General features: G+C 71.9%; 20 protein-coding genes. 14 read left to right on the top strand and 6 right to left on the bottom strand.

Annotated features, from left to right (window positions below):
• The first annotated feature begins 280 nt into the window (after positions 1-280).
• Positions 281-901, top strand: coding sequence for an ANTAR domain-containing response regulator (locus C0010_RS01080; RefSeq protein WP_105565213.1), 621 nt, complete (start codon positions 281-283; stop codon positions 899-901).
• Between the two features lie 224 nt (positions 902-1,125).
• Here the strand turns inward: C0010_RS01080 and C0010_RS01075 are convergent, their stop codons facing one another.
• The gene (locus tag C0010_RS01075; RefSeq protein ID WP_105565212.1) at positions 1,126-1,536 is read right to left on the bottom strand and encodes a PaaI family thioesterase; all 411 of its coding nucleotides are present in this window, start codon (positions 1,534-1,536) and stop codon (positions 1,126-1,128) included.
• Between the two features lie 87 nt (positions 1,537-1,623).
• On the opposite strand from C0010_RS01075, the gene polA reads away from it, so the two are divergent.
• The 5 genes from polA (at position 1,624) to C0010_RS01050 (ending at position 9,996) form a co-directional block, all read left to right on the top strand.
• Positions 1,624-4,248 (top strand): DNA polymerase I, encoded by a 2,625-nt coding sequence (polA, locus tag C0010_RS01070; RefSeq protein WP_105565211.1) that lies wholly within the window; start codon positions 1,624-1,626, stop codon positions 4,246-4,248.
• Positions 4,248-5,906: a DUF885 domain-containing protein gene (locus C0010_RS01065; protein WP_174150307.1), complete on the top strand. Its 1,659-nt coding sequence runs from the start codon at positions 4,248-4,250 to the stop codon at positions 5,904-5,906. Before polA ends, C0010_RS01065 begins: the two co-directional genes overlap by 1 nt.
• A gap of 31 nt (positions 5,907-5,937) precedes the next feature.
• Positions 5,938-7,272, top strand: a complete 1,335-nt coding sequence (locus tag C0010_RS01060) for an MFS transporter (protein ID WP_105565210.1) — start codon at positions 5,938-5,940, stop codon at positions 7,270-7,272.
• A 246-nt stretch (positions 7,273-7,518) separates the two neighbouring features.
• The gene (gene gdhA, locus C0010_RS01055; protein WP_105565209.1) at positions 7,519-8,862 is read left to right on the top strand and encodes an NADP-specific glutamate dehydrogenase; all 1,344 of its coding nucleotides are present in this window, start codon (positions 7,519-7,521) and stop codon (positions 8,860-8,862) included.
• 96 nt (positions 8,863-8,958) lie between these two features.
• Complete coding sequence (locus C0010_RS01050; RefSeq protein WP_105565208.1) at positions 8,959-9,996, top strand: LLM class flavin-dependent oxidoreductase; 1,038 nt, start codon at positions 8,959-8,961, stop codon at positions 9,994-9,996.
• An 18-nt stretch (positions 9,997-10,014) separates the two neighbouring features.
• On the opposite strand, the gene C0010_RS01045 is transcribed toward C0010_RS01050, so the two are convergent.
• Entirely contained in the window at positions 10,015-11,358 is a 1,344-nt protein-coding gene (locus C0010_RS01045; RefSeq protein ID WP_105565207.1) for an ABC transporter permease family protein, read from the bottom strand.
• On the bottom strand, positions 11,355-12,095 hold the full coding sequence (locus C0010_RS01040; RefSeq protein WP_105565206.1) for an ABC transporter ATP-binding protein: 741 nt from the start codon (positions 12,093-12,095) through the stop codon (positions 11,355-11,357). The genes C0010_RS01045 and C0010_RS01040 overlap by 4 nt, the downstream gene beginning before the upstream one ends.
• Positions 12,096-12,220: 125 nt before the next feature.
• Between C0010_RS01040 and C0010_RS01035 the strand changes: the two genes are divergently transcribed.
• The 3 genes from C0010_RS01035 (at position 12,221) to C0010_RS01025 (ending at position 16,543) form a co-directional block, all read left to right on the top strand.
• Positions 12,221-13,504 carry a sensor histidine kinase gene (locus C0010_RS01035; RefSeq protein ID WP_105565205.1) on the top strand — a complete coding sequence of 428 codons (1,284 nt, stop codon included), beginning with the start codon at positions 12,221-12,223 and terminating at the stop codon, positions 13,502-13,504.
• Complete coding sequence (locus tag C0010_RS01030) at positions 13,485-14,147, top strand: response regulator transcription factor (RefSeq protein WP_105565204.1); 663 nt, start codon at positions 13,485-13,487, stop codon at positions 14,145-14,147. The genes C0010_RS01035 and C0010_RS01030 overlap by 20 nt, the downstream gene beginning before the upstream one ends.
• 218 nt (positions 14,148-14,365) lie before the next feature.
• Positions 14,366-16,543 (top strand): HNH endonuclease signature motif containing protein, encoded by a 2,178-nt coding sequence (locus tag C0010_RS01025; protein WP_105565203.1) that lies wholly within the window; start codon positions 14,366-14,368, stop codon positions 16,541-16,543.
• Here the strand turns inward: C0010_RS01025 and C0010_RS01020 are convergent.
• Positions 16,507-16,692, bottom strand: coding sequence for a PspC domain-containing protein (locus tag C0010_RS01020; protein WP_105565202.1), 186 nt, complete (start codon positions 16,690-16,692; stop codon positions 16,507-16,509). The genes C0010_RS01025 and C0010_RS01020 overlap by 37 nt on opposite strands.
• A gap of 97 nt (positions 16,693-16,789) precedes the next feature.
• Between C0010_RS01020 and C0010_RS01015 the strand changes: the two genes are divergently transcribed.
• From C0010_RS01015 to C0010_RS01005, 3 genes are all read left to right on the top strand, one after another.
• The gene (locus C0010_RS01015) at positions 16,790-17,287 is read left to right on the top strand and encodes a GNAT family N-acetyltransferase (RefSeq protein WP_105565201.1); all 498 of its coding nucleotides are present in this window, start codon (positions 16,790-16,792) and stop codon (positions 17,285-17,287) included.
• 106 nt (positions 17,288-17,393) lie between these two features.
• Complete coding sequence (gene helR, locus C0010_RS01010; RefSeq protein ID WP_232531659.1) at positions 17,394-19,532, top strand: RNA polymerase recycling motor ATPase HelR; 2,139 nt, start codon at positions 17,394-17,396, stop codon at positions 19,530-19,532.
• 58 nt (positions 19,533-19,590) lie between these two features.
• A complete protein-coding gene (locus tag C0010_RS01005) occupies positions 19,591-20,346 on the top strand; it encodes an SGNH/GDSL hydrolase family protein (protein ID WP_174150309.1) in 756 nt (251 codons plus the stop codon).
• 76 nt (positions 20,347-20,422) lie between these two features.
• On the opposite strand, the gene C0010_RS01000 is transcribed toward C0010_RS01005, so the two are convergent.
• On the bottom strand, positions 20,423-21,919 hold the full coding sequence (locus C0010_RS01000) for a deoxyguanosinetriphosphate triphosphohydrolase family protein (RefSeq protein ID WP_105565199.1): 1,497 nt from the start codon (positions 21,917-21,919) through the stop codon (positions 20,423-20,425).
• 51 nt (positions 21,920-21,970) lie between these two features.
• On the opposite strand from C0010_RS01000, the gene C0010_RS00995 reads away from it, so the two are divergent.
• Together C0010_RS00995 and C0010_RS00990 are read left to right on the top strand one after the other, a co-directional pair.
• Entirely contained in the window at positions 21,971-22,714 is a 744-nt protein-coding gene (locus tag C0010_RS00995) for a formylglycine-generating enzyme family protein (protein WP_105565198.1), read from the top strand.
• Positions 22,715-22,747: 33 nt separating this feature from the next.
• Positions 22,748-23,314 (top strand): DnaJ family domain-containing protein, encoded by a 567-nt coding sequence (locus C0010_RS00990; RefSeq protein ID WP_105565197.1) that lies wholly within the window; start codon positions 22,748-22,750, stop codon positions 23,312-23,314.
• Positions 23,315-23,330: 16 nt separating this feature from the next.
• On the opposite strand, the gene C0010_RS15195 is transcribed toward C0010_RS00990, so the two are convergent.
• Positions 23,331-26,177 (bottom strand): ATP-dependent RNA helicase, encoded by a 2,847-nt coding sequence (locus C0010_RS15195; RefSeq protein WP_232531658.1) that lies wholly within the window; start codon positions 26,175-26,177, stop codon positions 23,331-23,333.
• Between the last annotated feature and the right edge of the window lie 66 nt (positions 26,178-26,243).

Raw genomic sequence — 26,243 nt, 5'->3', positions numbered from 1 at the left:
TTCCCCGCTTCGCGGGAAAGATCGTGCCGAGACCTGCGGCGCGGGCCGGGATGTCTGCTGGGGTCGGGGCTGGTGCGGCTTCGCGCGTACGGCTGCCGCGGTCGCGAATGACGCGGGAGAAGACGCGATCTAGGCGCGTTGTTTGAGACTGCGGCGGTGCAGGTGGGCGGGACAGCGGGAGGGGCGGCCCTTGAGCGCTCGAGGCGCGTGTGGTCAGATCGATGGGCGTATTCAGGCGCGGTTCAGTTCCGCGAGGGCGCGTCGTGATTAGGATGAGACAGTGAGCGAAGAGCAGAAGGACGAGCAGGCGACTGCCGGCGCACCGCGCCGCGTCGTCGTGGCGGAGGACGAGTCGTTGATTCGTCTCGACATCGTGGAGATCCTCCGGGACAACGGCTTCGACGTCGTCGGCGAGGCCGGTGACGGTGAGACGGCCGTTCAGCTCGCGACGGAGCTGCGCCCCGACCTGGTCGTGATGGACGTGAAGATGCCGCAGCTCGACGGCATCTCGGCGGCAGAGAAGCTCAGCAAGGGCAACATCGCGCCCGTCGTGCTGCTGACGGCCTTCAGCCAGAAGGAGCTCGTGGAGCGCGCCAGCGAGGCGGGCGCCCTGGCCTACGTCGTCAAGCCGTTCACCCCGAACGACCTGCTTCCTGCGATCGAGATCGCCCTCGCCCGCCACGAGCAGCTCATCACGCTCGAGGCCGAGGTCGCCGACATGGTCGAGCGCTTCGAGACCCGCAAGCTCGTCGACCGGGCCAAGGGCCTCCTGAACGAGAAGATGGGGCTCGCCGAGCCCGAGGCGTTCCGCTGGATCCAGAAGGCGTCGATGGACCGCCGCCTCACGATGCAGGACGTCGCTAAGGCCATCATCGAGCAGCTCGCCCCCAAGAAGGGCTGATCGGTCCGCAGGCACGCCGTTCGCGGCGTTGTCGTCGTCGCTGGCCTGGAGGGCCCGCTCCTCCTCCGCCAGGGCCCCTCGCGCCGGAGGCTCTGCTCGGTGCGCAGCACCGGGCAGAGGGGCGCGAGGGACGACCGACGCACCTGCGAACCGATCCGAGCACTGAGCACTCAGCGCAGAACCCCCGTCTCGCGACGGGGGTTCTGCGCATCCGGGGGTCGTGCCTACCGGCGGTCCCGGATCGCGTTCGTGATGCGAACGGTCGAGCAGCGCCTGCCGTCGGAGTTCGTCACAACGATCTCGTGCACCGTCAGCGAACCGCCCAAGTGGATCGGCGTGCACACCGCCGTCACCTCGCCCGTGACCGCGCTCGCGGTGTGGGTCGCGTTGATGTCGACGCCGACGGCGAGGCGGCCGGGGCCGCAGTGGTAGTTCGCCGCCATCGAGCCCATCGTCTCGCCCAGCACGACGTACGCGCCGCCGTGCAGCAGACCGACCGGCTGCGTGTTCCCCTCGACGGGCATCGTCGCGACGCAGCGCTCATGCGAGAACTCGGTGAACCGGATGCCCATCCGCTCGGCGAGCGCGCCGATCCCTCGCCCGTTCACCCAGGCAAGCCCGTCTTCGTGCGCCATCTCGCTCCTCGCGGTGTCCGTGCGGCGTCGCGGCCGTGTCGCCGCCGCGCCCGTAGAAATGTCCGTCCCCATAGATAGTCTGGAGGGGTGACGGACTCCGCAAAGCCTACTCTGCTCATCGTCGACGGCCACTCGCTGGCATTCCGGGCGTTCTTCGCGCTGCCCGTCGACACTTTCGTGAACCCAGAGGGCCAGCACACCAACGGCATCCACGGGTTCCTCTCGATGTTCATCAACCTGCTGAAGAACGAGTCCCCGACGCACGTCGCCGTGGCGTTCGACGTGTCCGACAAGACGTTCCGCAAGGAGGAGTACCCCGACTACAAGGAGGGGCGTCAGGAGACGCCGGCGGAGTTCAAGGGCCAGATCCCGCTGCTGAAGGACGCGCTCGAGGCCATGAACATCACGGTCCTCGAGAAGGACGGCTTCGAAGCGGACGACATCCTGGCCACGCTCGCACGCCGCGGCGCCGAGGCCGAGTACGACGTGCTCGTCTGCTCGGGCGACCGCGACGCGATCCAGCTCGTCAATGACCGGGTCACGCTCCTGTACCCGTCGGTGCAGGGCGTGTCGAAGCTCAAGCGCTACGACCCGCCCGCCGTCGAGGAGCGCTACGGCGTTCCGCCGGAGCAGTACCCCGACATCGCGGCCCTCGTCGGCGAGAAGGCCGACAACCTGCCCGGCGTCCCCAAGGTCGGCGAGAAGACCGCCGTCAAGTGGCTGACGCAGTTCGGCAGCCTCGAGGCGGTCCTCGACGGCGCCGAGAACATCAAGGGCGTCGTGGGGCAGAACCTGCGCGACCACATCGAGGACGTGCGTCGGAACCGGCGCCTCAACCGCCTGCTCGACGACATCGACGTGCCCGTCGAGCTCGACGCCCTCGAGCTCGGAGCTCCCGACGAGCCGGCGGTGCGGGAGATCTTCTCGAAGCTCGCCTTCCGCTCGCTCCTCACGCGCGTGCTCGAGCAGCTCGGCGGCGCGACGGATGACGAGGCGGCCCCGCAGACTGCGGCGCCGGTCGTCGAGCGGCCGGACGCCGAGGGGCTGGCGGCGTGGCTCGCCGCCGCAGACGGCACCGTCGGCGTGTCGGTCGAGGTCGAGGGCGGCCTGCCGACACGCGCGGGTTTCGCCACCGCCGAGAAGATCGTCGAATCGGCGTGGGGCGATGACGTCGCCGATGCCGCCCGCGCGTGGTTCGCCTCGACGGCGCCGAAGGCGCTGTGCGACTCCAAGCCGCAGCTCAAGGCCCTGCGCCGTGCGGGCCTCGAGGTCGCCGGCCTCGCCGCCGATCCGCTCATCGCCGGGTGGGTCGCGCAGCCTTCCTTCCCCGACAAGACGCTGGCGCACCTCGTCGACCGATACCTCGGCGAGAAGCTGCCGGAGGCCGACAAGAACCAGCTGGTTCCCGAGCACGAGGGCGCGGGCGTCGGGGAGCTCGCCTGGTACACACAGCGCGTCGCCGTCGCCGTCTCGGAGGCGCTCCCGGAGCGCGAGCGCACCCTGCTCGCGAACATCGAGCTGCCCACGACCGAGGCCCTCGCCGGCATGGAGCTCGCGGGCGTCGCCGTCTCGCACGAGAAGCTGTCGTCGTTCTCCGCCGAACTGGGGGAGAGGGCGGGCGCCCTGGCACAGGAGGCGTACGCGACGATCGGGCACGAAGTGAACCTCGGCTCGCCGAAGCAGCTGCAGGAAGTGCTCTTCGTCGAGCTCGACCTGCCGAAGACCCGCAAGACGAAGACGGGGTACACGACGGACGCGGCGGCGCTGGCCGACCTGAAGGACAAAGCCGATCATCCCTTCCTCGACCTGCTCCTGCGGCACCGCGAGGCGACCAAGCTGAAGCAGATCATCGACGGCCTCGATGCCGCTATCGACGACACGGGCCGCGTGCACACGACCTACGTGCAGACGGGGAGCCAGACGGGACGCCTGTCGAGCACCGACCCGAACCTCCAGAACATCCCCGTCCGCACGGAGGAATCGAAGCGCATCCGGGCGGCCTTCGAAGTCGGGGAGGGATACGAGACGCTGCTGACCGCCGACTACTCGCAGATCGAGATGCGCATCATGGCGCACCTGTCGGGCGACCCCGGCCTCATCGAGGCGTTCAACTCGGGAGAGGACCTGCACCGCTACGTCGGCTCGCACGTGTTCGGGGTCGAGCCGGAGGACGTCACCTCGCAGATGCGGTCGAAGGTCAAGGCGATGTCGTACGGGCTCGTGTACGGGCTGTCGGCATTCGGCCTCGCGAAGCAGTTGCGCATCGAGCAGCGCGAGGCGAAGCAGCTCATGGTCGACTACTTCTCGCGCTTCGGCGCCGTGCGCGACTATCTGCGCGCTTCGGTCGAGGCAGCGCGCGAGGTCGGCTACACCGAGACGATCTTCGGCCGTCGGAGGCCGTTCCCCGACCTGAAGAGCCCCAATCGCGTGCTCAGGGAGAACGCCGAGCGCGCCGCGCTGAACGCTCCGATCCAGGGCAGCGCCGCCGACATCATGAAGATCGCGCTGATCAGGATCGACGAGGATCTCGCCGACCTCGGCTCGCGCATCATGCTGCAGATCCACGACGAGCTCGTGATCGAAGTCGCGCCGGGGGAGTGGGACGCGGTCGAGAAGATCGTCAGGGACCGCATGGGGAGCGCGGCCGAGCTCTCGGTGCCCCTCGACGTCCAGGTCGGCCACGGCGACGACTGGAACGAGGCGGCCCACTGATGGCCGAGCGGCGCAGCCAGACGGCGGTCGACCGGATCGCCGAGGCCTGGGTCGACACCGAGACGCGACTCGACCTGATCACCGCGACGTACATCGGGCGCGATGCGGGGCGCACGGCGTTCGCGGACTACGGGCCCGCCGGCCGCGCCGAGGCACGGGAAGCGGCGCGCGCGGCGAGGTCGGAGCTGCTCGCCGCGGAGCCCGCGGATGACGTCGACCGCGTCACGCAGGCCGACCTCGTCGCAACGCTCGACGACTCGATCGCGCTCGAGGAGGCGGGGTGGAACGCCCGCGACCTCAACGTGATCGAGAGCCCGCCGCAGATGATCCGCGACGCACTCGACCTCATGCCGACCGACGGCGCGGAGGACTGGGCGGCCATCGCGGCGCGCCTGGCGTCGATCCCCGCATCGCTCGCCGGCTACACCGAGACGCTGCGTGAGGGAATGGCCGCCGCGAACGTGCCGGCGCGGCATCAGGTCGCGGAGGTCATCGCCCAGCTCGACCGCATGACCGCCGACACGGGCTTCTTCGCGACATTCGGCAGCGACGAGGCGCTCGGCGGCGCCGTCGGGGCCGACCTCGCGCGCGGGCGCCGCGCCGCGCGCGAGGCTTACACCGCGCTGCGCGAGTTCCTGGCCTCCGAACTGGCGCCCGTCGCCGGAGAGACGGACGGCGTGGGGCGCGAACTGTACGCGCTCCATTCGCGCACCTTCCTCGGCGCCCGCATCGACCTCGACGAGACGTACGAGTGGGGCATGGAGGAGCTCGCCCGCATGGTCGCCGAGCAGGAGGCGGCCGCAGGCCGCGTGCTCCCCGGTGCGACGGTGCGCGAGGCGGTGGCGCACCTCGAGGCGTCGCCGGATCACAAGCTCCACGGCACGGAGGCGCTGCGCCATTGGATGCAGGAGACGAGCGACCGCGCCGTCGAGGAGCTCGGTCGCGCGCACTTCGACATCCCCGACGAGCTGCGCACGCTGGAATGCCTGATCGCGCCCACCCAGGAGGGCGGCGTCTACTACACGGGCCCGACGGACGACTTCTCCCGGCCCGGCCGGATGTGGTGGTCGGTTCCCGCCGGCGTCACCGAGTTCGAGACGTGGCGCGAGCTCACGACCGTCTACCACGAGGGAGTGCCAGGGCATCACCTCCAGATCGGCCAGGCAGTGCACAACAGGGCGTCCCTGAACGCGTGGCGGCGGCTGCTCGCCGGCACTTCCGGCCACGCCGAGGGGTGGGCGCTGTACGCGGAGCGGCTGATGGACGAGCTGGGCTACATGGACGATCCGGCGAACCGGCTCGGCATGCTCGACGCCCAGCGCTTCCGCGCGGCCAGGGTCGTGCTCGACATCGGTGTCCACCTGGGCAAGCCCCGCCCCGGCAGCGGCGGCACCTGGGACCGCGACTATGCGCTGGAGTTCATGCGCAGCCACGTCAACATGCCGGATGAGGAGATCCGGTTCGAGGTGAACCGCTACCTCGGTTGGCCGGGCCAGGCGCCCTCGTACAAGGTCGGTCAGCGCATCTGGGAACAGATCCGCGACGAGGCGCGCGCCCGCGAGGGCGCGGAGTTCTCGCTTCGCGACTTCCACCGCAGGGCGCTCGGCCTGGGCGGAGTCGGTCTCGACACGCTGCGCTCGGCGCTGTCGGCGGGCTGATCCGGCGACCGCGCACTACAGGACTCGTAGAATGGTCACTATGACCATTTCCTCGCGCCTCGACGGCCTGAAGCTGTCGCGCACGCACGGCCGCGTGATCGGCGGCTCCGGCATCGGGTGGGCACTCGACGCGATGGACGTCGGCCTCATCTCGTTCATCATCGCCGCCCTCGCGGCCGAGTGGGGCCTCGACGGTTCGACGACGGGGTGGATCGCCTCGGTCGGCTTCATCGGCATGGCCATCGGGGCGAGCCTCGGCGGTCTGCTCGCCGACAGGCTCGGCCGCCGGCAGGTGTTCGCCATCACCCTGCTGGTGTACGGGTTGGCGACGGGCGCCAGTGCGCTCGTCGGGGGAGTGGCCCTGCTGCTCGTGCTGCGGTTCGTCGTCGGCCTCGGCCTCGGTGCCGAGCTCCCCGTCGCCTCGACGTACGTCAGCGAATTCGCGCCCGCGCGCATCCGGGGCCGCATCGTCGTCATCCTCGAGGCGTTCTGGGCGCTGGGGTGGACGGCGTCGGCCGTGATCGGGTACTTCGTCGTTCCGCTCGAGGGCGGTTGGCGGTGGGCTTTCGCGCTCGGTGCGATACCGGCGCTGTACGCACTCGTCGTGCGCCTCGGGCTCCCGGAATCCCCTCGCTGGCTGGCGTCGAAGGGCCGCGTCGTCGAGGCGGACCGCATCGTCCGCGCGATCGAGGACGAGCAGGGCGCCCCCGCGCAGGACGCGCCGGCGGGGGAGGCGACGGTGCAGCGCACCCGGGTCGCCGACCTGTTCCGCGGCGGGCTCGCCGGGCGCACGCTCTCGGTGTGGGCCGTGTGGGCCTTCGTGAACTTCTCGTACTACGGAGCGTTCATCTGGATCCCGTCGATCCTCGTCGCGCAGGGCTTCGACCTCGTCCGCTCCTTCGGCTATACGCTCATCATCACGCTCGCGCAGCTGCCCGGCTACGCCGTCGCGGCATGGCTCATCGAGGTCTGGGGTCGCCGCGCGACGCTGTCGGTCTTCCTCATCGGCTCCGCGGCCTCGGCCATGGCCTTCGGCACGGCGGGCGAGGTGTGGCAGATCCTGCTGTTCGGCTGCCTGCTGTCGTTCTTCAACCTCGGTGCCTGGGGCGCGCTCTACGCCGTCACGCCCGAGCTGTATCCGACCGCCGTGCGGGCGACGGGCGCGGGGGCGGCGGCCGCCGTGGGCCGGATCGCGTCGATCGTGGCGCCCCTGTTCACCCCGTGGGCGCTGGGGCTGGGCGGTGCGGGGCTGGTCTTCACGGTGTTCGCGATCTGCTTCGCGATCGCGGCGGCGAGCGCCTGGGGCCTGGCCGACCTCAGGGGCAGAGCGCTCGAGGAGACCGTCGGTGCGGGGGCATCCGAGTGATGCACAGGGCATCCGGATGATGCCCTAGAGTGGGCACGTGATGGCGAAGGCGCCGCGGAATTCCCCTGAGGCGCCCGCGGAGTCGCGATGGAGAGCCATCTCACGGCCCGGATGAGCTGACGCACGACGTCTCCGCTCCCGAGAGCCTCCTTGTGCAGGGCGCCGGTGAACCCACACCGGCGCGGCGGCCGGTGCGCCGCGGAGGTGTTGGGCCGGATATCGACTGACTTCTCCGAAAGGACACCTATGCTCGACCCTGCCCTCCAGAAGACGCTCGACGCCGTTCTGGCCCGCAACCCCGGCGAGCCCGAGTTCCACCAGGCCGCTCGCGAGGTCTTCGACTCGCTCGCCGTCGTGCAGGAGCGCCACCCCGAGTACAACGACCTCGGCATCCTCGCCCGCCTCTGCGAGCCGGAGCGCCAGATCATCTTCCGCGTGCCGTGGGTCGACGACAGGGGGCAGGTGCAGGTGAACCGCGGCTTCCGCGTCGAGTACAACTCGGCGCTCGGCCCGTACAAGGGCGGACTGCGGTTCCACCGCTCCGTCAACCTCTCGATCGTCAAGTTCCTGGGCTTCGAGCAGATCTTCAAGAACTCCCTCACGGGCCTGCCGATCGGCGGCGGCAAGGGCGGCAGCGACTTCGATCCGCACGGCAAGTCCGACGGCGAGGTCATGCGCTTCTGCCAGTCGTTCATGAGCGAGCTGTACCGCCACATCGGCGAGTACCGCGATGTTCCCGCCGGCGACATCGGCGTGGGCGCGCGCGAGATCGGCTACCTCTTCGGCCAGTACAAGCGGCTGTCGAACCAGTACGAGGCCGGCGTGCTCACGGGCAAGGGCCTCGACTGGGGCGGTTCGCTCGTCCGCACGGAGGCCACCGGTTACGGTGCCGCGATCTTCGCCGAGGAGATGCTGAAGGTGCGCGACACCTCGTTCGACGGTCGCAGGGCGGTCGTCTCGGGCTCTGGCAACGTCGCGATCTACGCGATCCAGAAGATCCAGCAGCTCGGGGGCATCGCGATCACGGCATCCGATTCGTCCGGATACGTCGTCGACGAGGACGGCATCGACCTCGAACTGCTCAAGCAGATCAAGGAGGTCGAGCGCGGCCGCATCGCCGAGTACGCCGAGCGCCGCGGCGGCAGGGCCCGCTTCGTGTCGGAGGGCTCGGTCTGGGACGTCCCCGCCGATGTCGCTCTGCCGTGCGCGACGCAGAACGAGCTGCACGCCCGCGACGCGAAGAAGCTCGTCGAGAACGGCGTGATCGCCGTCTCGGAGGGTGCGAACATGCCGTCGACGCCGGAAGCGGTCGAGATCTTCCAGGCGGCCGGGGTCGCCTTCGGCCCCGGTAAGGCCGCGAACGCCGGCGGCGTCGCCACGAGCGCGCTCGAGATGCAGCAGAACGCCGCGCGCGATGCGTGGAGCTTCGAGTACACCGAGGGGCGCCTGACCGAGATCATGCGCGGCATCCACCAGAACGCGCTCGAGACCGCCGACGAGTTCGGCCGCCCGGGCAACTACGTCATCGGTGCGAACGTCGCGGGCTTCCGTAAGGTCGCCGACGCGATGATCGCCTTCGGCGTGATCTGACCCGATCCGGTTCGACGAGCCCCCGGCGCCGATCGGTGCCGGGGGCTCGTCGCGTCCTGCGGGAATGATCGAGGATGCATGCTGTTGAATGGATACATGAGCGCTTCACGCAAGAGCATCGGCTTCCTGTCCTTCGGGCACTGGACGCCGCATCCGGAATCCCGAACGCAGTCCGCCGGCGACGTTCTGCACCAGTCGATCGACCTCGCCCAGGCCGCCGAGGATGTGGGCGCGGACGGTGCCTACTTCCGCGTGCACCACTTCGCGCGCCAGCTCGCGTCGCCGTTCCCGCTGCTGGCCGCCGCCGGGGCGAAGACGAAGACGATCGAGCTCGGCACCGGCGTCATCGACCTGCGCTACGAGAACCCGATGTACTTCGTCGAGGACGCGGGCGCCGCCGACCTGATCTCCGATGGCCGCCTCCAGCTCGGCGTCTCGCGGGGCTCACCCGAGCAGGTCGTCGACGGCTGGCGCTACTTCGGCTACCAGGCCGGTGACGACGACGCCAACGGTGCCGAGGCGGCGCGCGAGAAGATGAAGCTCATCCTGCAGCTGCTCGAGGGCACGGGCTTCGCGCAGCCGAGCCCGCGGCCGATGTTCCCGAACCCGCCGGGCCTGCTCCGGCTCGAGCCGCACAGCGAGGGGCTGCGCCAGCGGATGTGGTGGGGTGCCGGATCGGACGCCACGGCCCGCTGGGCGGCGCAGCAGGGCATGAACCTGATGTCGTCGACCCTGAAGGACGACGAGACGGGCGAGCCCTTCCACGTGCAGCAGGCGAAGCAGATCCGTGCGTTCCGCGAGGAGTGGGCGAAGCACGACCACGGTTTCGAGCCGCGCGTGTCGGTGTCGCGGTCGATCTTCGCGATCACGAACGATGAGGACCGCCGGTATTTCCTCGGCTCGGGCGACCGCGAGGACAGCTTCGGGCAGCTCGACGAGAACACGCGCGCCGTGTTCGGTCGCTCGTACGCGGCGGAACCGGATGAGCTGATCGACGAACTGCGCGGGGACGAGGCGCTGGCGGAGGCCGACACCGTCCTGCTCACGGTGCCGAACCAGCTCGGCGTCGACTACAACGCGCACGTGCTCGAGTCGATCATCGAGCACGTGGCCCCGGGGCTCGGCTGGCGGTAGCGGGCGATACCTGCGCCGCTACTCCACGGAGAGGGTGCGGGGGATCTCGTGGCGCAGAGCCGCCGCCGTCGGTGAGATGTTCGCTGCGAGGATGAGCACGAACCCGCCGGAGGCGATCACACCGAGCGCCGCGAGGGAGACGGTCGGAGCGGGGAGCGCCAGCGTGTGCGCGATGATGATTCCACCGATCACCGTAGCGGCGGCGCCGAGAAATGCGGCCGTGACGGTGTAGATCACGCATTCCCAGAGGGCGGCCAAGACGATCGCGCCCTGTGTCGACCCGGCGGCCCTGACGAGGGCATGCTCGCGCTCGCGCGCCTGCCCGGACATGAACACGGTGGCAGCGGCGGCGACGCCTGACAGCAGAAGCGGTCCTCCGAGCAGGAGAACGACGCCCTCGGGCGCGAGGCTGAAACCGTCGGCGCTCCCGGTGCGCGCGGCCTGCGCTGCGGCCAGGGTCGCCCCCGTCGTGTAGAGCCCGCCGGCCAGCGCGATCGCCACCATGAGCGGAGCGACGGCGGCGGTGGACCTGCTGAGCCGGTACCGCGCAGAGTTCCGTGCGAGGAACCAGGTCGCAGAGGCTCGCGCAGGGACGAGCGACGTCCAGGCGCGCAGCGCGATGGGGAAGACGATGGGCCCCGCCGCGGCCAGGACCGCGGCGATCAGGGGCGTCAGCAGTATCGCCTGACCGGAGAAGGCGGAGACTGAGGCTTCGCCGTCGAGGTTCGCGATCAGGATGATCGTGCCACCGAGGGCCAGACAAGTGGCGACGATACGGAGCCAGCCCAACCGGGCCTCGGGCGGCTCTGGCTCGCGCAGGGCCTCGATCGGCGGGGTGCGGCTCGCGCGCCGAGCGCCCCGGAGCCCGCCGAGGAGTACGACGGCAGCGATCGCGACCACTGCGATGGCGATGCTCCCGACGCTGAGGTGCAGGGAGATCCCCTGCATGTCGGTCCACTCGCGGAAGGTCCATACGAACAGCGGTTCGAAGGCCGATCGTGCGATCAGTGCGCCGGTCGTGCCTCCGGCGACCGCGACGGTGCCGAGCTGCGCGATGACCGCGAGCGCCACGAGCGCCGGCCGGATCCCGACGAGCTGCCACAGGGCGTGGGTGCGCTGTTGCAGCGCCACGGTGAGGTTCGCGCTCGCACTGAGCACGATCAGAGCGGTCACTGCGGTGAACATGATCACGGCGGAGCTCGAGCTGGCCAATCCGTCGCGGACGCGGCCGCCGTGGACCATACCGGTCTCCAAGAGCCCCGTCGCGATCGCGGCGACGAATCCTGCCGCGGTGATGACGGCGAAGATCCCCGTCCAGACGCGCGCGTGCCCCAGCAGGTCGGCCAGAATGAGCCGGATCATGCGTCTGCCCGTGCGTGGGAGACGGCGTCGAGCACTCGCCCAGGAGTCGGTGCGCTCAGCTCGGCGTGGATGAGCCCGTCGCGGAGCACGAGAACACGATCGGCAAGGGCCGCGGCCTCGAGGTCATGCGTGACGAGGACGACGGAGCGGCCGGTTCCAGCCGACGCGCGCAGGAGACGCAGTACGTCACCGCCGGTGGCCGTGTCGAGCGACCCGGTCGGCTCGTCGGCGAACACGATGTCGGGACGCATCGCCAAGACCCGTGCGATGGCCGCGCGCTGTTGCTGTCCGCCCGAGAGGTGCCCGGGGCGGTGAGCGGCGCGATCGGCGATGCCCACCGCCGTCAGGGCACGATCGATGTCCGCCCGACGTACGCGGCGGCGGGCGAGCCGCGCCGGCAGCGCGATGTTCTCCCGCGCAGTCAGCGATGGAATGAGGTTGAACGACTGGAGGACGAAGCCGACGTGGCGGCGGCGCAATCTTGCCAGCTTGCCGCGGCCGAGCTCGGCCAACTCGTGGCCCGCGAGGCGCACTGACCCCGCGTCGTATGGCTCGAGGCCGGCGAGGCAGTGCAGCAGTGTCGACTTCCCCGACCCGGATGGCCCGACGATGCTCACCATCTCGCCGGCCCGGATCTCGAGGGAGATTCCGTTGAGCACGGGCACGCGCGGGTCCTTTCGTCCCGCTCCGGGAAACGTCTTGCGCAGGCCCGCGGTGCTGATCATCGATTCGGTCATGCAGATCATCCGACCCCGGATGTGCGACTTGCGCGAGGGAGCGGCGTAGAGAGTCGTGGTAGTGCTGGCTCTACTCTTCGGCCGACGACGAGGCGCGGCGACCGCGCGCCCGTAGGGTGACATCTATGGGGACGACGACCGTGTGGCAGGCGCTGATGCGCCCGCCATGGCGGTTCCTCACGGGCCGCTGGCCGTGGCTCGCGCTCGTGTACCTGCTCGCCAGCGCCGCAATCGGGCTGCTGCTGCTGCCGATCGCGGTGCTGACGCTGTTGCTCTTGCCGCTCTGGGGCATCGCCGTCGGGGCGTTGGAACGGCGCCGCACGCGCCTCCTCGGCTTCGGCCATCAGGCGTCGGGCCACGTCGCGGTCGCCCCAGAACAGCGCCACATGTGGCTATCGGTCCGCGTTGCCGAGCCTGCGACCTGGCGCGAGACCGGCGCTCTCCTGGCGGACCTCGTGCTCGGTTGGGCCGTGCTGATCGTCCTGTGCGCCGAGGCGTTCTGCCTGCTCGCACTCGGTGCGATCGCCGTGCTCGGCCTGCGGGGCCCGGGGCGGGTCAACCTGTACGGCGACACGCACGTGGTGATCGGGGCGGACAACTGGTGGCTGGTCCTTCCGATCGCACTGTTCGCTGTCCTCCTGTTCGCGTACGTCAACGCGATGCTCGCGGCCGGGCAGGCGACGCTGCTGAGGGCGTTGTGCGGACCGCGGCAGCGGGAGCTCACCCGCAACGTCGAGCGGCTCGTGCAGTCCCGGGCGGCGCTCGTCGCCGCGTCGGAGGCGGAGCGGCGACACATCGAGCGCGACCTGCACGACGGCGTGCAGCAGGAGCTCGTGACCCTCGGTGCTCGGCTCGGCATCGTCAGCCTCGAGATCGATGACCTGACGGCGCGTGGCGCCGACACCGTGGCAGCGCGCGAGGCGCTCGACGCCGCGCAGGGCCAGGCGGAGCATGCGATGGCGGCGCTGCGCAGCACCGTGAGGGGCATCCATCCGGCCGTGCTGACCGATCACGGCCTCGGCGCCGCGCTGCACGAGCTCGCCGACCGCACGCCGGTCGCGATCACCCTCGAGATCGAGGAGTTCGGTCGACTGCCGAGCGCCGTGGAATCGGCCGCCTACTACCTGGTCACCGAGGCGATCAGCAACGCTGCGAAGCACACGACCGCGACCCGCGTCACTGTCAGCGCGCGGCTCGACGAAGGATCCCTCTCGGTGGCGGTGACCGACGACGGCCAGGGCGGTGCCGACGAGAGCGCCGGAACGGGGCTCAGCGGCCTGCGCGAACGCGCCGACACCCTGGGCGGCACGTTCCGGGTCGTCAGCCCGATCGGCGGGCCGACGACGCTGTACATGTCGGTCCCGATCGTCAGAGAGGAGGTCGGAGTCGATGCGCCTGCTGCTCGCTGAGGACTCCGCGCTGCTGCGCGAGGCGCTCGTCGCGCTCCTGGAGCGTCTCGGCCACACGATCGCTGCGACGGCCGCGACGGCGCCAGGCCTCGTCGACGCGTACGGGCGGCTCGCCGATGCCGGGGAGCCGCCCGACCTCGTGCTCACTGACGTGCGGATGCCTCCCGACGGCGGGGACGACGGGCTCCGTGCGGCTCTCGAGATCCGGACGGCCGCGCCGGCGCAGCCCGTCATGGTGCTCTCGCAGTACCTCGCGGACACCTACGCGCGGGAGCTGCTCACCCTTCGCGAGGGGGCGATCGGATACCTGTTGAAGGATCGGGTGAACCGCGTCCGCGACTTCGCGGCCGCTCTCGAGACGGTTGCAAGCGGCGGGACCGTTATCGACCCGGATGTTGTGCACCACCTGCTCAGCGGCTCGCGGCCGGGTCCGCTCGACCGCCTCACCCCGCGCGAGCGAGAGGTGCTGGCACTGATGGCGGACGGGCAGTCGAACACCGACATTGCGACGACCCTGACGCTCACCGACGCTGCCGTGAGCAAGCACGTCGGCAACGTGTTCGCCAAGCTCGGGCTCGGCCCGGTCGAGGAGAACCGACGGGTCAGGGCCGTTCTGACCTACCTCCAGGCCGCACGGCACTGATGGCGCAGGGCTGAGCGCGGATGCATGGGCGCGACGACTTCTGATGTTCCGACCGGCGCCGTGCCCCGCTGCGGCTGGAGTCGTACTCGCGCAGCGGCGAACCCCGCACGACGGCCCGAACCTCGCGCGTGGATCTGGTGACGGCATTGGCCAAAGATTCGAGAGGAATGTCGTTGTTGACGCTTGCGAGTAGCAGAAAGTTTCGATAGAATGAGGGTATGTCGAAGGTGACGATCGAAGACAAGCTCAAGGACCTCGGTCCGGCAGAGCTCGCCGAGACGCGTCGCCTGGTGGCGGAGGTCGTGCGGCTGCGGGAGGCGCAGGCCCGGATGGATGGGGAGGTCGCGTCGTGTGTGGCGCGGCTGGCGGAGATCGCTCAGGCGCAGGGTGAGGCGATGGGGTCGTCGCATGGGCCGGAGTATGCGCGGCGGGCGATGGCGGCGGAGGTCGCCGCGGCGACGCGGGTGCATCCGGGGTCGGCACGGGCGGAGCTGGAGTCGGCCGAGCGGCTCGTGACGAGCTTCCCGGTCACGCATGCGGCCCTGTCGGAGGGCCGGATCACCGCCAAGCACGCGAAGGCCGTCACCGACGCCGGGCTCACGCTCGATGAGGGTGCGCGGGCGTCACTGGACGGACTCGCGGTGTCGTTTGCGGAGACGCTGACGCCGGGGCAGTTCGCGAAGGTCGTGAAGCTGCAGGCCGCGCGGGTTTCTGCCGTGACGCCGGCGGAGCGGCACGAAGCCGCCCGTGCCGAGCGGGGGGTGTTCCTGACGGATCTGGATGACGGGATGAGTGAGCTGGCGGTGCGGGTTCCGACGCTGCACGCCCACGGCATCCACGATCGCCTCACCCGCATGGCCCGCCGCGTCGATGACGAGCGTCGCGCGGCCCGCCGCGCCTGGGTCGCGGCCGGCTTCGCCCGCCCGGAGGCGGGCTGGGAGCACCTCCTCGACGAGGCGACCCCGGCGATGCTCGCCGCGGCCGCCCGCGCGACCGTGGATGATCGGGACGGCTTCGCGGACGGCACTTCTGGCGTGCGCGCCGGCGCGTGGACATCGACGGTCGGAACGGGTCGCCAGTCGGCTTCGGCTTCGGCTTCGACTTCGGACCGGATCTTCGCCGGCACGGGCGAGGAACTCGGCCTGCGCGCGAGCGACACCCGCACCTTCGACCAGCTCCGCGCCGATCTGGCCGCGGACCTCGCCCTCACCGGGAGCCCGTCTGCGGGGCACGAGTTCGGCGCTACCGCCCTGGCGGGACTGCTGTCGGGCGTGACCGCACACGTGCAGGTCGTCATCCCCGCCCGCACGATCATCAACCCCTCCGAAGGCATCGTCCTCGACGCGCGCGGCACGATCATCGCCACCGACGACGCCCTCGCCGCCGCGGGGCACGCGACCGGGTGGGATCGCCTGTTCGCCGCCGCCGAGACCGGCGAACTGCTCGCCGTCGACCGGTACCGGCCCTCCAACGCCCAACGGCGCATGATCGTCGCGCGAGACGCGACCTGCCGGGTGATGGGGTGCACTGTGCCCGCCCGCAACTGCGACATCGACCACGTCCACGACTACGCCCTCGGCGGCACCACCCAGGTAGGGAACCTCGAAGCGCTGTGCGAGCGGCACCACATCATGAAACACACCTCGGGGTGGAGAGTCCGCGCCCTCGGTGGCGGGCAGCTGGAATGGACCAGCCCCACCGGCCGCACCTACCCGACCGGGCCCGAGAGCCGCGTCTACTTCCGCGAACTCCTCACCGACGACAGCCCCGCACCCTTCGAACCACCGACCACGGGTACGGGAACGAGTGCGTCCATGCCCGCTGCACGTGTCGAGGGGACGAGTGCGTCCATGCCCGCCGCGCCTGCCGAGAAGAACACCGCGTCCTCGCCCGCCGCGTCCGCCGAGAAGGCGGCTGCGTCCCGGTCCGCCGCACGCGATCGGTTCGAGGCGACAGCCCTGCCCCGCCTCGACGCAGCCCGGGTCCGCCGCGCGGACGCTGCCGCGCGGACGCTGCCGCGCGCGCCGACGAGCGCGCCCGCGCCGCCGACGCGCGCCAACGACTCGCAGACCAACACGTCGCAGAACGCGCGCTCGAAGCATCAGGCGACGCGATCGGCGACTGGAGCGTCACCGAGCTCCTCGACGAAACCCTCCCCACCGCGCCCACCGAGGCGTCCGCGATCGAACGCATCCTGGGCGCGCACCTCGAACCGGCGACCGCGCCGAACGGCGCACCCACGCCCGCGGGTCCCATCGACTTCGCACCGACGCTGGCGTAGCACGACGCCCGCCGGAACGAGGAACCGTCGGTCGAGCGGCGGTCGGCCCGGGCCAGCGCGGGTCCTCGCCCGCGGGTCCTACTCCGCGGGGACGATCAGCCAGAAGGCGATGTAGATCGGGATGGTGCTGCCGAAGAAGAGCAGCCCGAAGAGCGCCAGTACGCGCGTCCAGGTGCTGCTCCACCCGAATCGACGCGCGACCATGGCGCAGACACCGGCGATCATCCGGTCGTCACGCGGACGGGAGAGAACGATGGGAGCCATGGCTCGAGCGTAGCGGTGGCGGATCGCCAGGCGGCCAGCTCGTCGCGCGCTGGACCTGACTCCGCTCGTCGCATCGCCGTCCTGCTACCGTCTTCCCGTGAACGACGCCACCGCACCCGCGCTCGAGACGATCGCCCTCGCCGTGCCGCCCTCCGAGGCAGGCGACGCCATCTCGGTCATGCATTCCGCCTTCGCGGAGTTCTCGCTGACGGGGGAGCCCTCGGGCGCACTGCGCGAGACGGTCGATTCGCTGCGCGCCGAGATGACGGGCGACGTCCGGGTCGGCATCGCCCGACACGACGGCCGGGCCGTCGCGTCGGTCAAGCATCACGTCGCCGACGACGGCACCCTGTACTTCTCGCGCCTCGGCGTGATCCCGGATGCCCGTGGTCAGGGCATCGGCGGGCGCTTCGTACGCGCGCTGCGCGAGCACGCGCGCGGCGAGGGCCTGCGCGGCCTGTCCTGCCTCGTCCGCGCCGAGGAGGCACGCAACATCGCGCTCTACGAGCGGCTCGCCATGCGCATCGTCTCGCGCGGGCGGAAGCAGAGCCGCACGGGAGCGGTGCTCGATGTCGTGGCCATGCGCGACGAGTGAGGGAGCACGGCCTCGGTACGTGCGCGCGGTCGAGCGGATTCGGGCTGCAGGCCGCGGGGCGCGCCGAGCGGCGCCGCGGGGCTCGGAATCCGGGAGAATTGAGCGAGTGACACGTTCCGCTGAGGCATTCGCCCTGCCCGCTTCCCGCGCCGCGAAGGCCGACGACTCGCTCATCGGCAGCGACGCCGCGCACCTCGCGGCCATCGATCAGGCGCTCTTCGACGCGCGCGACGACGTCGAGCGCCGGCTCGCCGATGCCCGACGGCTCGAGACCGACGAGGGCCAGGACGCGATGGACCGCGACATCCTGGTGCACCATCTCGTCGCGCGCCAGACGGTGCTGCGCCGGTTCACGCGCGACCTGTGCCTCGGCAAGATCGTCTCGTCGGCCGGGGAAGAGCTGTACATCGGCCGCACGGGGCTCGTCGCGAGCGACGGCACGCGCCTGCTGATCGACTGGCGCGCACCCGCCGCCGAGCCCTTCTTCGCCGCCACGCACCAGACCCCGATGGGGCTCAGCATGCGCCGCCGCTTCCGGTGGCAGTCCGGCCGCGTCGTCGACTACTGGGACGAGGTCTTCGACGCCGAACTGCGCGAGACCGACGCGGCCCTCGATGACCAGTCGGCGTTCATCCGTAGCCTGGGCGCCTCGCGCTCCGACCGGATGCGCGACGTGCTCGGTACGATCCAGGCCGACCAGGACGCCATCATCCGGGCCGGCGGCCGCGATGCCCTCGTCGTCGACGGGGGCCCCGGCACGGGGAAGACGGTCGTCGCGCTGCACCGCGCGGCATACCTGCTGTACTCCGACACCCGCATCTCGCAGCGTGGGGGCGGCGGCGTGCTCTTCGTCGGCCCGAACGATCGCTACCTGTCGTACGTCGACGACGTGCTGCCGAGCCTCGGGGAGGGGAGCGTCAGGATCGCGACGCTGCGCCGGATGACCCCGGAGGGCGTCGAGGCGCTGCCGGAAGCGGACCCGCGCGTGTCCGCGCTGAAGGGCTCGATCGCCCTCGAACGCGCGATCGAGCGGATCGTCGCCGGCTACCGCCGCGCGCCCGATGACGAGATCGTCGTGCCGATGTCGTGGGCGGACATCGACATCCAGCCGGAGGAGTGGGAGCAGGCGTTCGAGGCCGCCGACGACGGCACGCCGCACAACGAGGCGCAGCACCTCGTCTGGGAGGAGCTGCTCGACATCCTGACGGCCAAAGCGCGCGAGATGCCGCCGCACCTGGCGCGCCGCGAGCTCGCGACCCACTCCGGGCTGCGCGCCGCGTTCGAGAAGGTCTGGCCGATGCTCGACCCCGCGCGCCTCGTCGCGGCGCTGTGGACGTCGCCGACGCTGCTGAAGCGCTCGGCGCCCGAGCTCTCGGCCGACGACATCGCGCTGCTGCGCCGCACGGACGGCGCGGCGTGGACCGACGACGACCTGCCGCTGATCGACGCGGCCCGCGACCTGATCGGCGACCCGGAGGCGACCAGGCGCCGGCGCGCCCACGACCGCGCACTGGCGGCGGAGCGCGAGCGGATCGAGACGGTCGTGGAGTACCTGCACGACTCCGACGAGGACGGCGAGGGCGTCTCCCTGATGCTCGACGCCGGCGACATGCAGGAGCGACTGATCGACCCGGGCGCGCTGCCGGCGCTGCCGTACGACGAGCTCGCGGGCCCGTTCGCCCACGTGATCGTCGACGAGGCACAGGAGCTCACCGACGCGGAATGGCGCATGCTCATCCGGCGCTGCCCGTCGAAGAGCTTCACGATCGTCGGCGATCGCGCCCAGGCGCGGCACGGCTTCGCGCAGTCGTGGCAGGAGCGCCTCGCCGAGGTCGGCATCCGGCGCGCCGAGGTCGCGGGCCTCACGATCAACTACCGCACGCCGGCCGAGGTGATGGCGGAGGCCGCGCCCGCGATCCGCGAGGCGATCCCGGATGCGAATGTGCCTGCGTCCGTGCGGGAATCGGGCGTGCCCGTGCGTCGGGGCGCCGCCGCCGAGCTGCGCACCGTGCTGGAGGAATGGCTCGCCGACCACGAACAGGGCATCGCCTGCGTCATCGGCGCCGCGGAGGTGCCTGACCTTCCGCGGGTCGCGGCGATGACCGCCGCCGAGTCCAAGGGGCTCGAATTCGACCTGGTCGTGCTGGTGGATCCGGACGGGCTCGGCGACGGCATCACGGGCGCCGTCGACAGGTACGTCGCGATGACGAGGGCGACCGAGCGCCTCGTGATCCTCGAGGGCTGAGGGCCGCTCGACTGAGGCCCCTCGCCCTCGCACCGGCGACGCCTCGTAGGATGTCGACGTGACGAGCGTGAGATATGTGGCCATCGGGGACAGCTTCACGGAGGGCGTGGGGGACGAGCGGCCCGACGGCACGCCTCGGGGGTGGGCCGACCTGGCCGCCCGCGGCTGGGCCGCTTCGCTCGGCGGGTCGATCGAGTACGCCAATCTCGCCATCCGGGGGCGCCTCGCGTGGCCCGTCGTGGACGAGCAGCTCGAGCCGGCGCTCGCGCTGAAGCCGACGCACCTGTCGTTCAACGGCGGCGGCAACGATATGCTGCGGCCCGGATCGAACACCTCGGGCATCGTCGATACGTTCGTGAAGGTCCTGATGCGGTGCCGTGAGGAGGGCGTCGTGCCGATCCTGCTCGCGGGCGCCGACCCGTCGGGCGGCCTGCCGATGTCCCGGCTCATCCGGAGCAGGGGGGACGCCCTCTTCGCCGCCGTGACAGCCAGGCTCCGCGGCGCTGACGATATCGTCTGGGCGATCAACTGGACCGACGAGAAGCTGCGCGACCAGGCGTTCTGGTCGCCCGACCGCCTGCACATGAACTCCCGCGGACACCACAGGGTCGCGGCGCGCGTGCTCGACGCCCTGGGGCAGCGCGTCGACCCCGAGTGGTGGGACCTCCCCGAGCCCGCAGAACCCCACCTGGGCACGCGCGAGTACTATCGCGCCCACGTCGCGCCGTGGGTAAAGCGGCGCGTGACGCGCACGTCGTCGGGTGACGGCCGCCGCCCGAAGCACCCGGCGTACGTGACGGTCGGGGCTGCCTGAGGCTCGGCGGTCCGAGGGCAGACCGTCAAGACTCGCCGCCTGCGCGTCGGTGAGCGACGCGGTGCCGGCGTGGTGCTCAGAGCCCCTGGCCGGCCTCCCAGAGGCGCTCGGTGCGGCCCGAGAGCAGGCCGTCGAGGCTCGTCGCCTGCGCGTCGGTGAGCGACGCGACGTAGTCGATGATGCCCCTGCCGCGGGCGAGGCGGTCGAGGTCGGCGTCGGAGCGGGACTCGACGAGCGCGGGGGCGTCCCTGCGCAGCCGCCGGTAGTCGTCCGTCGCGAGCTCGACGAGGTCGATGAGGCGCCGAGGCGCTCTGCGGGCATCGCGCGGGTCGTCGAGCCAGGCGGAGAAGCCGTCGACGAGCCGTTCGAGCACGCTCGCCTGCCCCCGTTGGTACACCGCGAGGTCGGGGCGCTCGAGGATGAAGCGCTGGTGCAGGAACTTCAGCACGGCCACCTCGTGCCAGGCCTGCCGACTGAGGCTGACGTGCCCCGAGCGGATGTTCGGCGCCCTGTGCACCTCGACCGACGACTGCAGGCGGGCGATCCACGCGGTCGTGAACCTCGCCAGCGTCCGCTCGCTGGCGAGCGAACCGTCGAACGGTTCGGCGATGAGGCCGTCGATGACCTCGGCGCGCACCTTCGCGACCGCCTCGGCGAAGGCGTCCGGGTCGGCGATCCAGGAGTCCTTCCGCAGCAGCTCGCGCCAGAGCAGCTCGAGCGAGTGCCCGGGCGTGCGGGCCGCCGCGGCGAGCTCCCGCTCGTCTAGCGCGCGCAGCGCCGCGAGGTCGCGGTGCCACATCCGGAACTCGGCTGAGAGGGTGGCGGGGTTGAGCAGGTCGGCGCGGTAGAAGTCGTCGAGATCGTGCAGGGAGTATGCGATGTCGTCGGCGATGTCCATGATGGAGCACTCGACCGTCTGCTGCCCCTGTTCGATCGCGGGGTAGGCGGCGAGCGCCTGCGCCACGTCCTGCTCGTCGACGGCGTAGTAGTTGAACTTGCTCGCCCCGCCGCGCCTCTGCCCGCCCTCGCCGCGGCGCCACGGGTACTTCAGCACGGCGGCGCGCACAGCCGCCGTGAGGTTCAGGCCGACGCCGGGTCGGTCGTGCTCGTCCAGGCGCGTGATGATCCGGTAGGTCTGGGCATTGCCCTCGAAGCCCTCCGACAGGCCGAAGCGCGTGCGCGCCAGGTGGTCGAGCGCCTGCTCGCCGAGGTGCCCGAACGGCGGGTGGCCGAGGTCGTGCGCGGCGGCGGCCGCCTGCACGACGACGGGGTGGGCCCCGCCGAGCGCGCTGACCGTGCGCGGGGCGTCGTCGGTGCGCGTCGCGAGGTGCGTCGCGATCGCGCGGGCGACGGCGGCGACCTTCACGGAATGCGTGAGCCGGTTGTGCACGGCCAGACCGGCGCCCGCCTGCGAGATGACCTGCGTCACGGCGGACAGCCGCGAGTAGAACGGCGAGAACCGGATGCGCTCGACGTCGACCCGGAAGTGCGGGTGCCCCTCCGCGTTCTGGAACTCGTTCAGGGTCTCGGGCAGGCGACGGGCCTCGCGGGAATCAGCTGTGCTCTGCGGCATGGGGCAAGTCTGGCACGCGGCGGGAAGCACGTGCGGGAGACTGGAACGGTGATGCCCGATATCGAGATGGCCGCGATCCCGGCCGGTGCCGTGACCCTCCACGATGCGCGCCGGAGCGCTCGGCGCACCGTCGAGCTGGAGCCGTTCGAGATCGGCGTCTTCGCCGTGACGGAGGAGGCGCTCGCCGAGCTCCTCGGAGTACCCGCGGCGCACGCGCGCAGGCCGGCCGTCGACGTCAGCTGGCAGCGGGCGATCCGGTTGTGCAACGCGCTCTCGGAATGGGAGGGGCTCGACCCGGCATACAGCGTCGACGGCGAGGCCGTCCGATGGTTCGTGGACTCCGACGGATACCGGCTGCCGACCGAGGCCGAGTGGGAGTTCGCCTGCCGGGCCGGCTCGGCGAAGCCCCAGTACGGGCCGCTGGCGGATGTCGCCTGGACGGAAGCGGACGGTGTCGGGCACCCCAGCGACGTGGGCGGCAAGATGCCCAACCTCTTCGGGCTCTTCGACACGCTCGGCAACGCGTGGGAGTGGTGCTGGGACCTGCTGGACCCCGCGCGCTACGGCGACTACCGCGTGTTCCGCGGCGGAGGATTCGACGACCCGGCATGGAGCGTGCGCGCCTCGACGCGGCGCGGCGGCGGACCGCGCATGCACCACGACGACGTCGGCATGCGCCTCGCGCGCGGCGCGTTCGACGGCGACGGCGCGGCACAGGGCTGGTCCGCCGCGGCCGATGAGGAGAACGCCCTGGTCGACGGGCCCGTGCCCTTCGGCTGGACCCCGCTGCGTTAGCCGGCGGAGTACCCTGAGCGGGGAGGTTTCCGGATGTCCGACCCGCGATCAGAGGCGGCCCGCTACCGGGCCGAGAAGGAGCTGGCGGAGGGCGAGCGCGGTTCGGCGCCGTCGCCGCAGTGGTCCACGCGCGAGGAGCGCTGGGCCGTCGTCGAGGCGTCCATCCAGCAGGCCATCCGGCGCGGCGAGTTCGACGATCTGCCCGGCGCGGGGAAGCCGCTCGAGGGCCTCGTCGCCTCGAGCGATCCGGATTGGTGGATCAAGCGCAAGATCGAGCGCGAGGGCCTGAGCGGCATGGCGCCGCCGGCGATCCAGCTGCGGACCGAGCACAAGGGCATGTCGGCGACGCTCGACGAACTGCCCAGGGAGGCGGACGTGCGCGCCCACCTCGAGGACTTCAACGCACGTGTGCGCAGCGCCCGGCTGCAGCTGGAGGGCGGGCCGCCGGTCGTGACGCCCACGCTCGACGTCGAAGCGGAGGTATCGGCGTGGCGGGACAGGCGCGCCGAACGCGCCCCGTCCGGCGGTGCCGACGCGCCCGGCGGGGGCGTCGCAGGCACAGCGGTCCCATGGTGGCGCCGGTGGGCGCGCGGTCGCTGACCGGACGGCGCCCGGGTCACCCGCGGCGCAGCGCCCGGTTCGTCTTCGCCGTCGCGATCGCCGACCAGGGGTCCTCCGGCCAGGGGTGCTTCGGGTAGCGGCCGCGCATCTGCTTGCGCGCTTCCGCGTAGGCGCCGTTCCAGAATCCGGCGAGGTCGCTCGTCACGGCGAGCGGCTGCCGGCCGGGGGACAGCAGGTGGAACAGCACCGGTACGCGGCCGTCGACGAGCCGCGGGGTGTCGGCGAGCCCGAAGACCTCCTGCAGCTTCACGGCGACGACGGGCAGGGCATCGGGGTCGTTCGGATCGGGGTAGGCGATGCGCGGGGCCGAGCCCGACGGCACGGGCAGCCGCTCGGGCGCGAGATCGTCGAGCCGTGCCGCCTCGGGCCAGGGGAGCAGCCCGCGCAGCGCCGCGAGCGTGTCGACGCGGGCGAGCGAGCCCCCGGCCGCCGGGAGCGCGGGGGTGAGCCATTCGTCGAGGCCCGCGAGGAGCGCCTCATCGGCGACGTCCGGCCACGGGGCGCCGAGCTCCCGCCGGATGAGGCCGAGCCGCGCGCGCAGTCCCGCCGCGGCCGGTGCCCACGGCAGTGCCGCGACGCCGCGTTCGCGGATCTCGGCCGTGAGCGCGGGAACGGTGTCGCCCGGCTCGGCCGCGACCGGCGTCGACGAGAGCTCGATCGCGCCGAGCCCGCGCACCTCCCGCACCCGAACGGCGCCGTCCGCGACGCGTGCGACGCGTTCGCTCCGGGTGAGGCCGCCGCCGAGCGCGAGCGCGTCGGCCTCGGAGAGCGGGGCGGCCAACCGGATGACGGTGCCGGTCGCGTCGGCCGCCCGCCCCTCGGCGCGCTGCGCGGCGGCGACGGCGAGCCACTCGGAGGAGGCGAGCGCGCTCGCCTCCGGGACGGCGGCGCGCGTGCCGGAAGCGAGCAGGTAGCTCCGTGAGCCGGGGGAGACGCGGCGCGCGATCCACTCCGGCCGCGCGAGCGCGGCGACGAGACCCGCGGCGTCGCGCGGGTGCCCCGTGCTGCGGTGGCTCCCCGCGGACGCGGGGTCGCGCGCTTCCGAGGAGGATGCGCGGGATCGAGGAGGAATCTGCAGGTTCTCTCCTCGATGTTGCGGTTTCTCCGCGATTTCGTCGTCGTGCGCGGGGGTCGCGCCTCGTGCTTTCCGCGCGGTGCGCCCGGCGTGGCGCGCGTCGCGCTGGTTCCGCACGGGCGCGGGGTCGCGCGTTTCGGAGGAGATTGCGCGGGATCGAGGAGAAATCTCGGCGTTGTCTCCTCGATGTTGCGGTTTCTCCTTGATTTCGTCGTTGTGCGCGGGGGTCTCGCCTCGTGCTTCCCGCGCGACGCGTTCGAGGCGGCGCGCGTCGCGTCGCCACCTCTCGGCGCCGGGTGCGCGGCCGCTCCGCAGCTCGCCGATGAGGTGAACGAGATCGGCGCCCGGGTCTCTGTGGCCGCCGGACAGGGCGGCGACGGCCTCCGCGGCACTGCGCGGGTCCGCGCCGGCGTCCGCCGCCGCGAGGAGCGCCCTGGCTTCCCTGGCGCCAGCGGGCATCCGGGCCACGCGGGTGCCCAGGTCGGTGGCGCGCCCGTCGTCGTCGACGAGCCCGAGCGCGCGCAGCGCGGTGACGGCGGCGCCGATCGACGCCGCGGGCGGGGGCGTGAGCAGTCGCAGGCCAGCTGCTGCTGGCGTGCCCCACACGGCGAGCGCGAGCGCCGCATCCGTGAGGTCGGCGGAGCGGATCTCTGGCGCCGCGGAGGCGGGCATCCGCGCGTAGTCGGCCTCGGAGTACGCGCGCACGGCGCGACCGGGCCCTTGGCGCGCCGCGCGACCGGAGCGCTGGTCGGCGCTCGCTCGGGATGCGCTGACGGTGACGAGACCCGAAACGCCGCGGCCGGAGTCGCGCCGCGGCTCGCGCGAGAGCCCCGCGTCGACGACGAGCCGCACGCCCGGGACCGTGAGGGAGCTCTCGGCGAGTGCCGTGCTGACGACGATGCGCGGCGGGTCGTCGCGGCCGTGACGCCCCGCGGTCGCGCGATCCTGCTCGCGCGGCGGCAGCTGCCCGTGCAGGGGCAGAGCCTCGACGCCGGGTGAGAGGGCCCGGATGGCCGAGACGACGCGGTCGACGTCGCGGGCCGCCGGGACGAATACGAGCGCGTCAGCGCCTGCCGAGGCCTGCGCGGCGATTGCCGTGCGCGCGACATGATCGAGGAAGCCCGCCGCCACGCCGCGTGCGTCGATGCGCCCCGGCGCGTACGGTGCGTACTCGATCGCGAGCGGATGCAGGGGCGATGGCACATCGACGACGGGCGCCGCTCTCTCCCCGCCGATCAGTTCTGCCACGGCTGTCGCGTCGACGGTCGCCGACATCGCGACGAGGACGAGGTCTTCGCGCAGCTCGCGCACCTCGCTGAGCATGCCGAGCAGCAGGTCGGCGTCGACCGATCGTTCGTGCACCTCATCGACGACGACGGCGCAGACGCCCTCGAGCCCAGGGTCGGCGAACAGGCGCCTGAGCAGAATGCCGGGGGTGAGGAACTCGACGCGCGTCGCCGCCGAGGTCTCGTTCTCGCCCCGCACCGCGAACCCCGAGGGCCCGCCGAGCGGCGTGCCGTCGAGCTGCGCGAGCCGACGCGCCGCGGCGCGCACGGAGACGCGGCGCGGCTGCACGACGAGGACGCGCCCCGCACCGGGCCGCGCGTTCGCGAGCAGCGGGGGAACGAACGTCGTCTTGCCCGTTCCCGGCGGTGCCGTGACGACCATGGCACCCGTGGCGGCGGCCTCGGTGAGTTCCCGACGCGCCGAGGCCACGGTGAGCCCGGCGCCGATCGCGTCGAGGTCGAAGAGGTGCGCACCGGTCATCCGGCCATTGTCCCAGGCGGCGTCGTGCGGGATCGCTGCCGGCCTTCACCCGGAAGGGGCGAGTCC

The sequence above is a fragment of the Microbacterium halophytorum genome (assembly GCF_002970975.1).
GTDB lineage: Bacteria > Actinomycetota > Actinomycetes > Actinomycetales > Microbacteriaceae > Microbacterium > Microbacterium halophytorum.
Note: the sequence above shows the minus strand (reverse complement) of the source record. Positions and strands in the feature narration are given on the sequence as shown.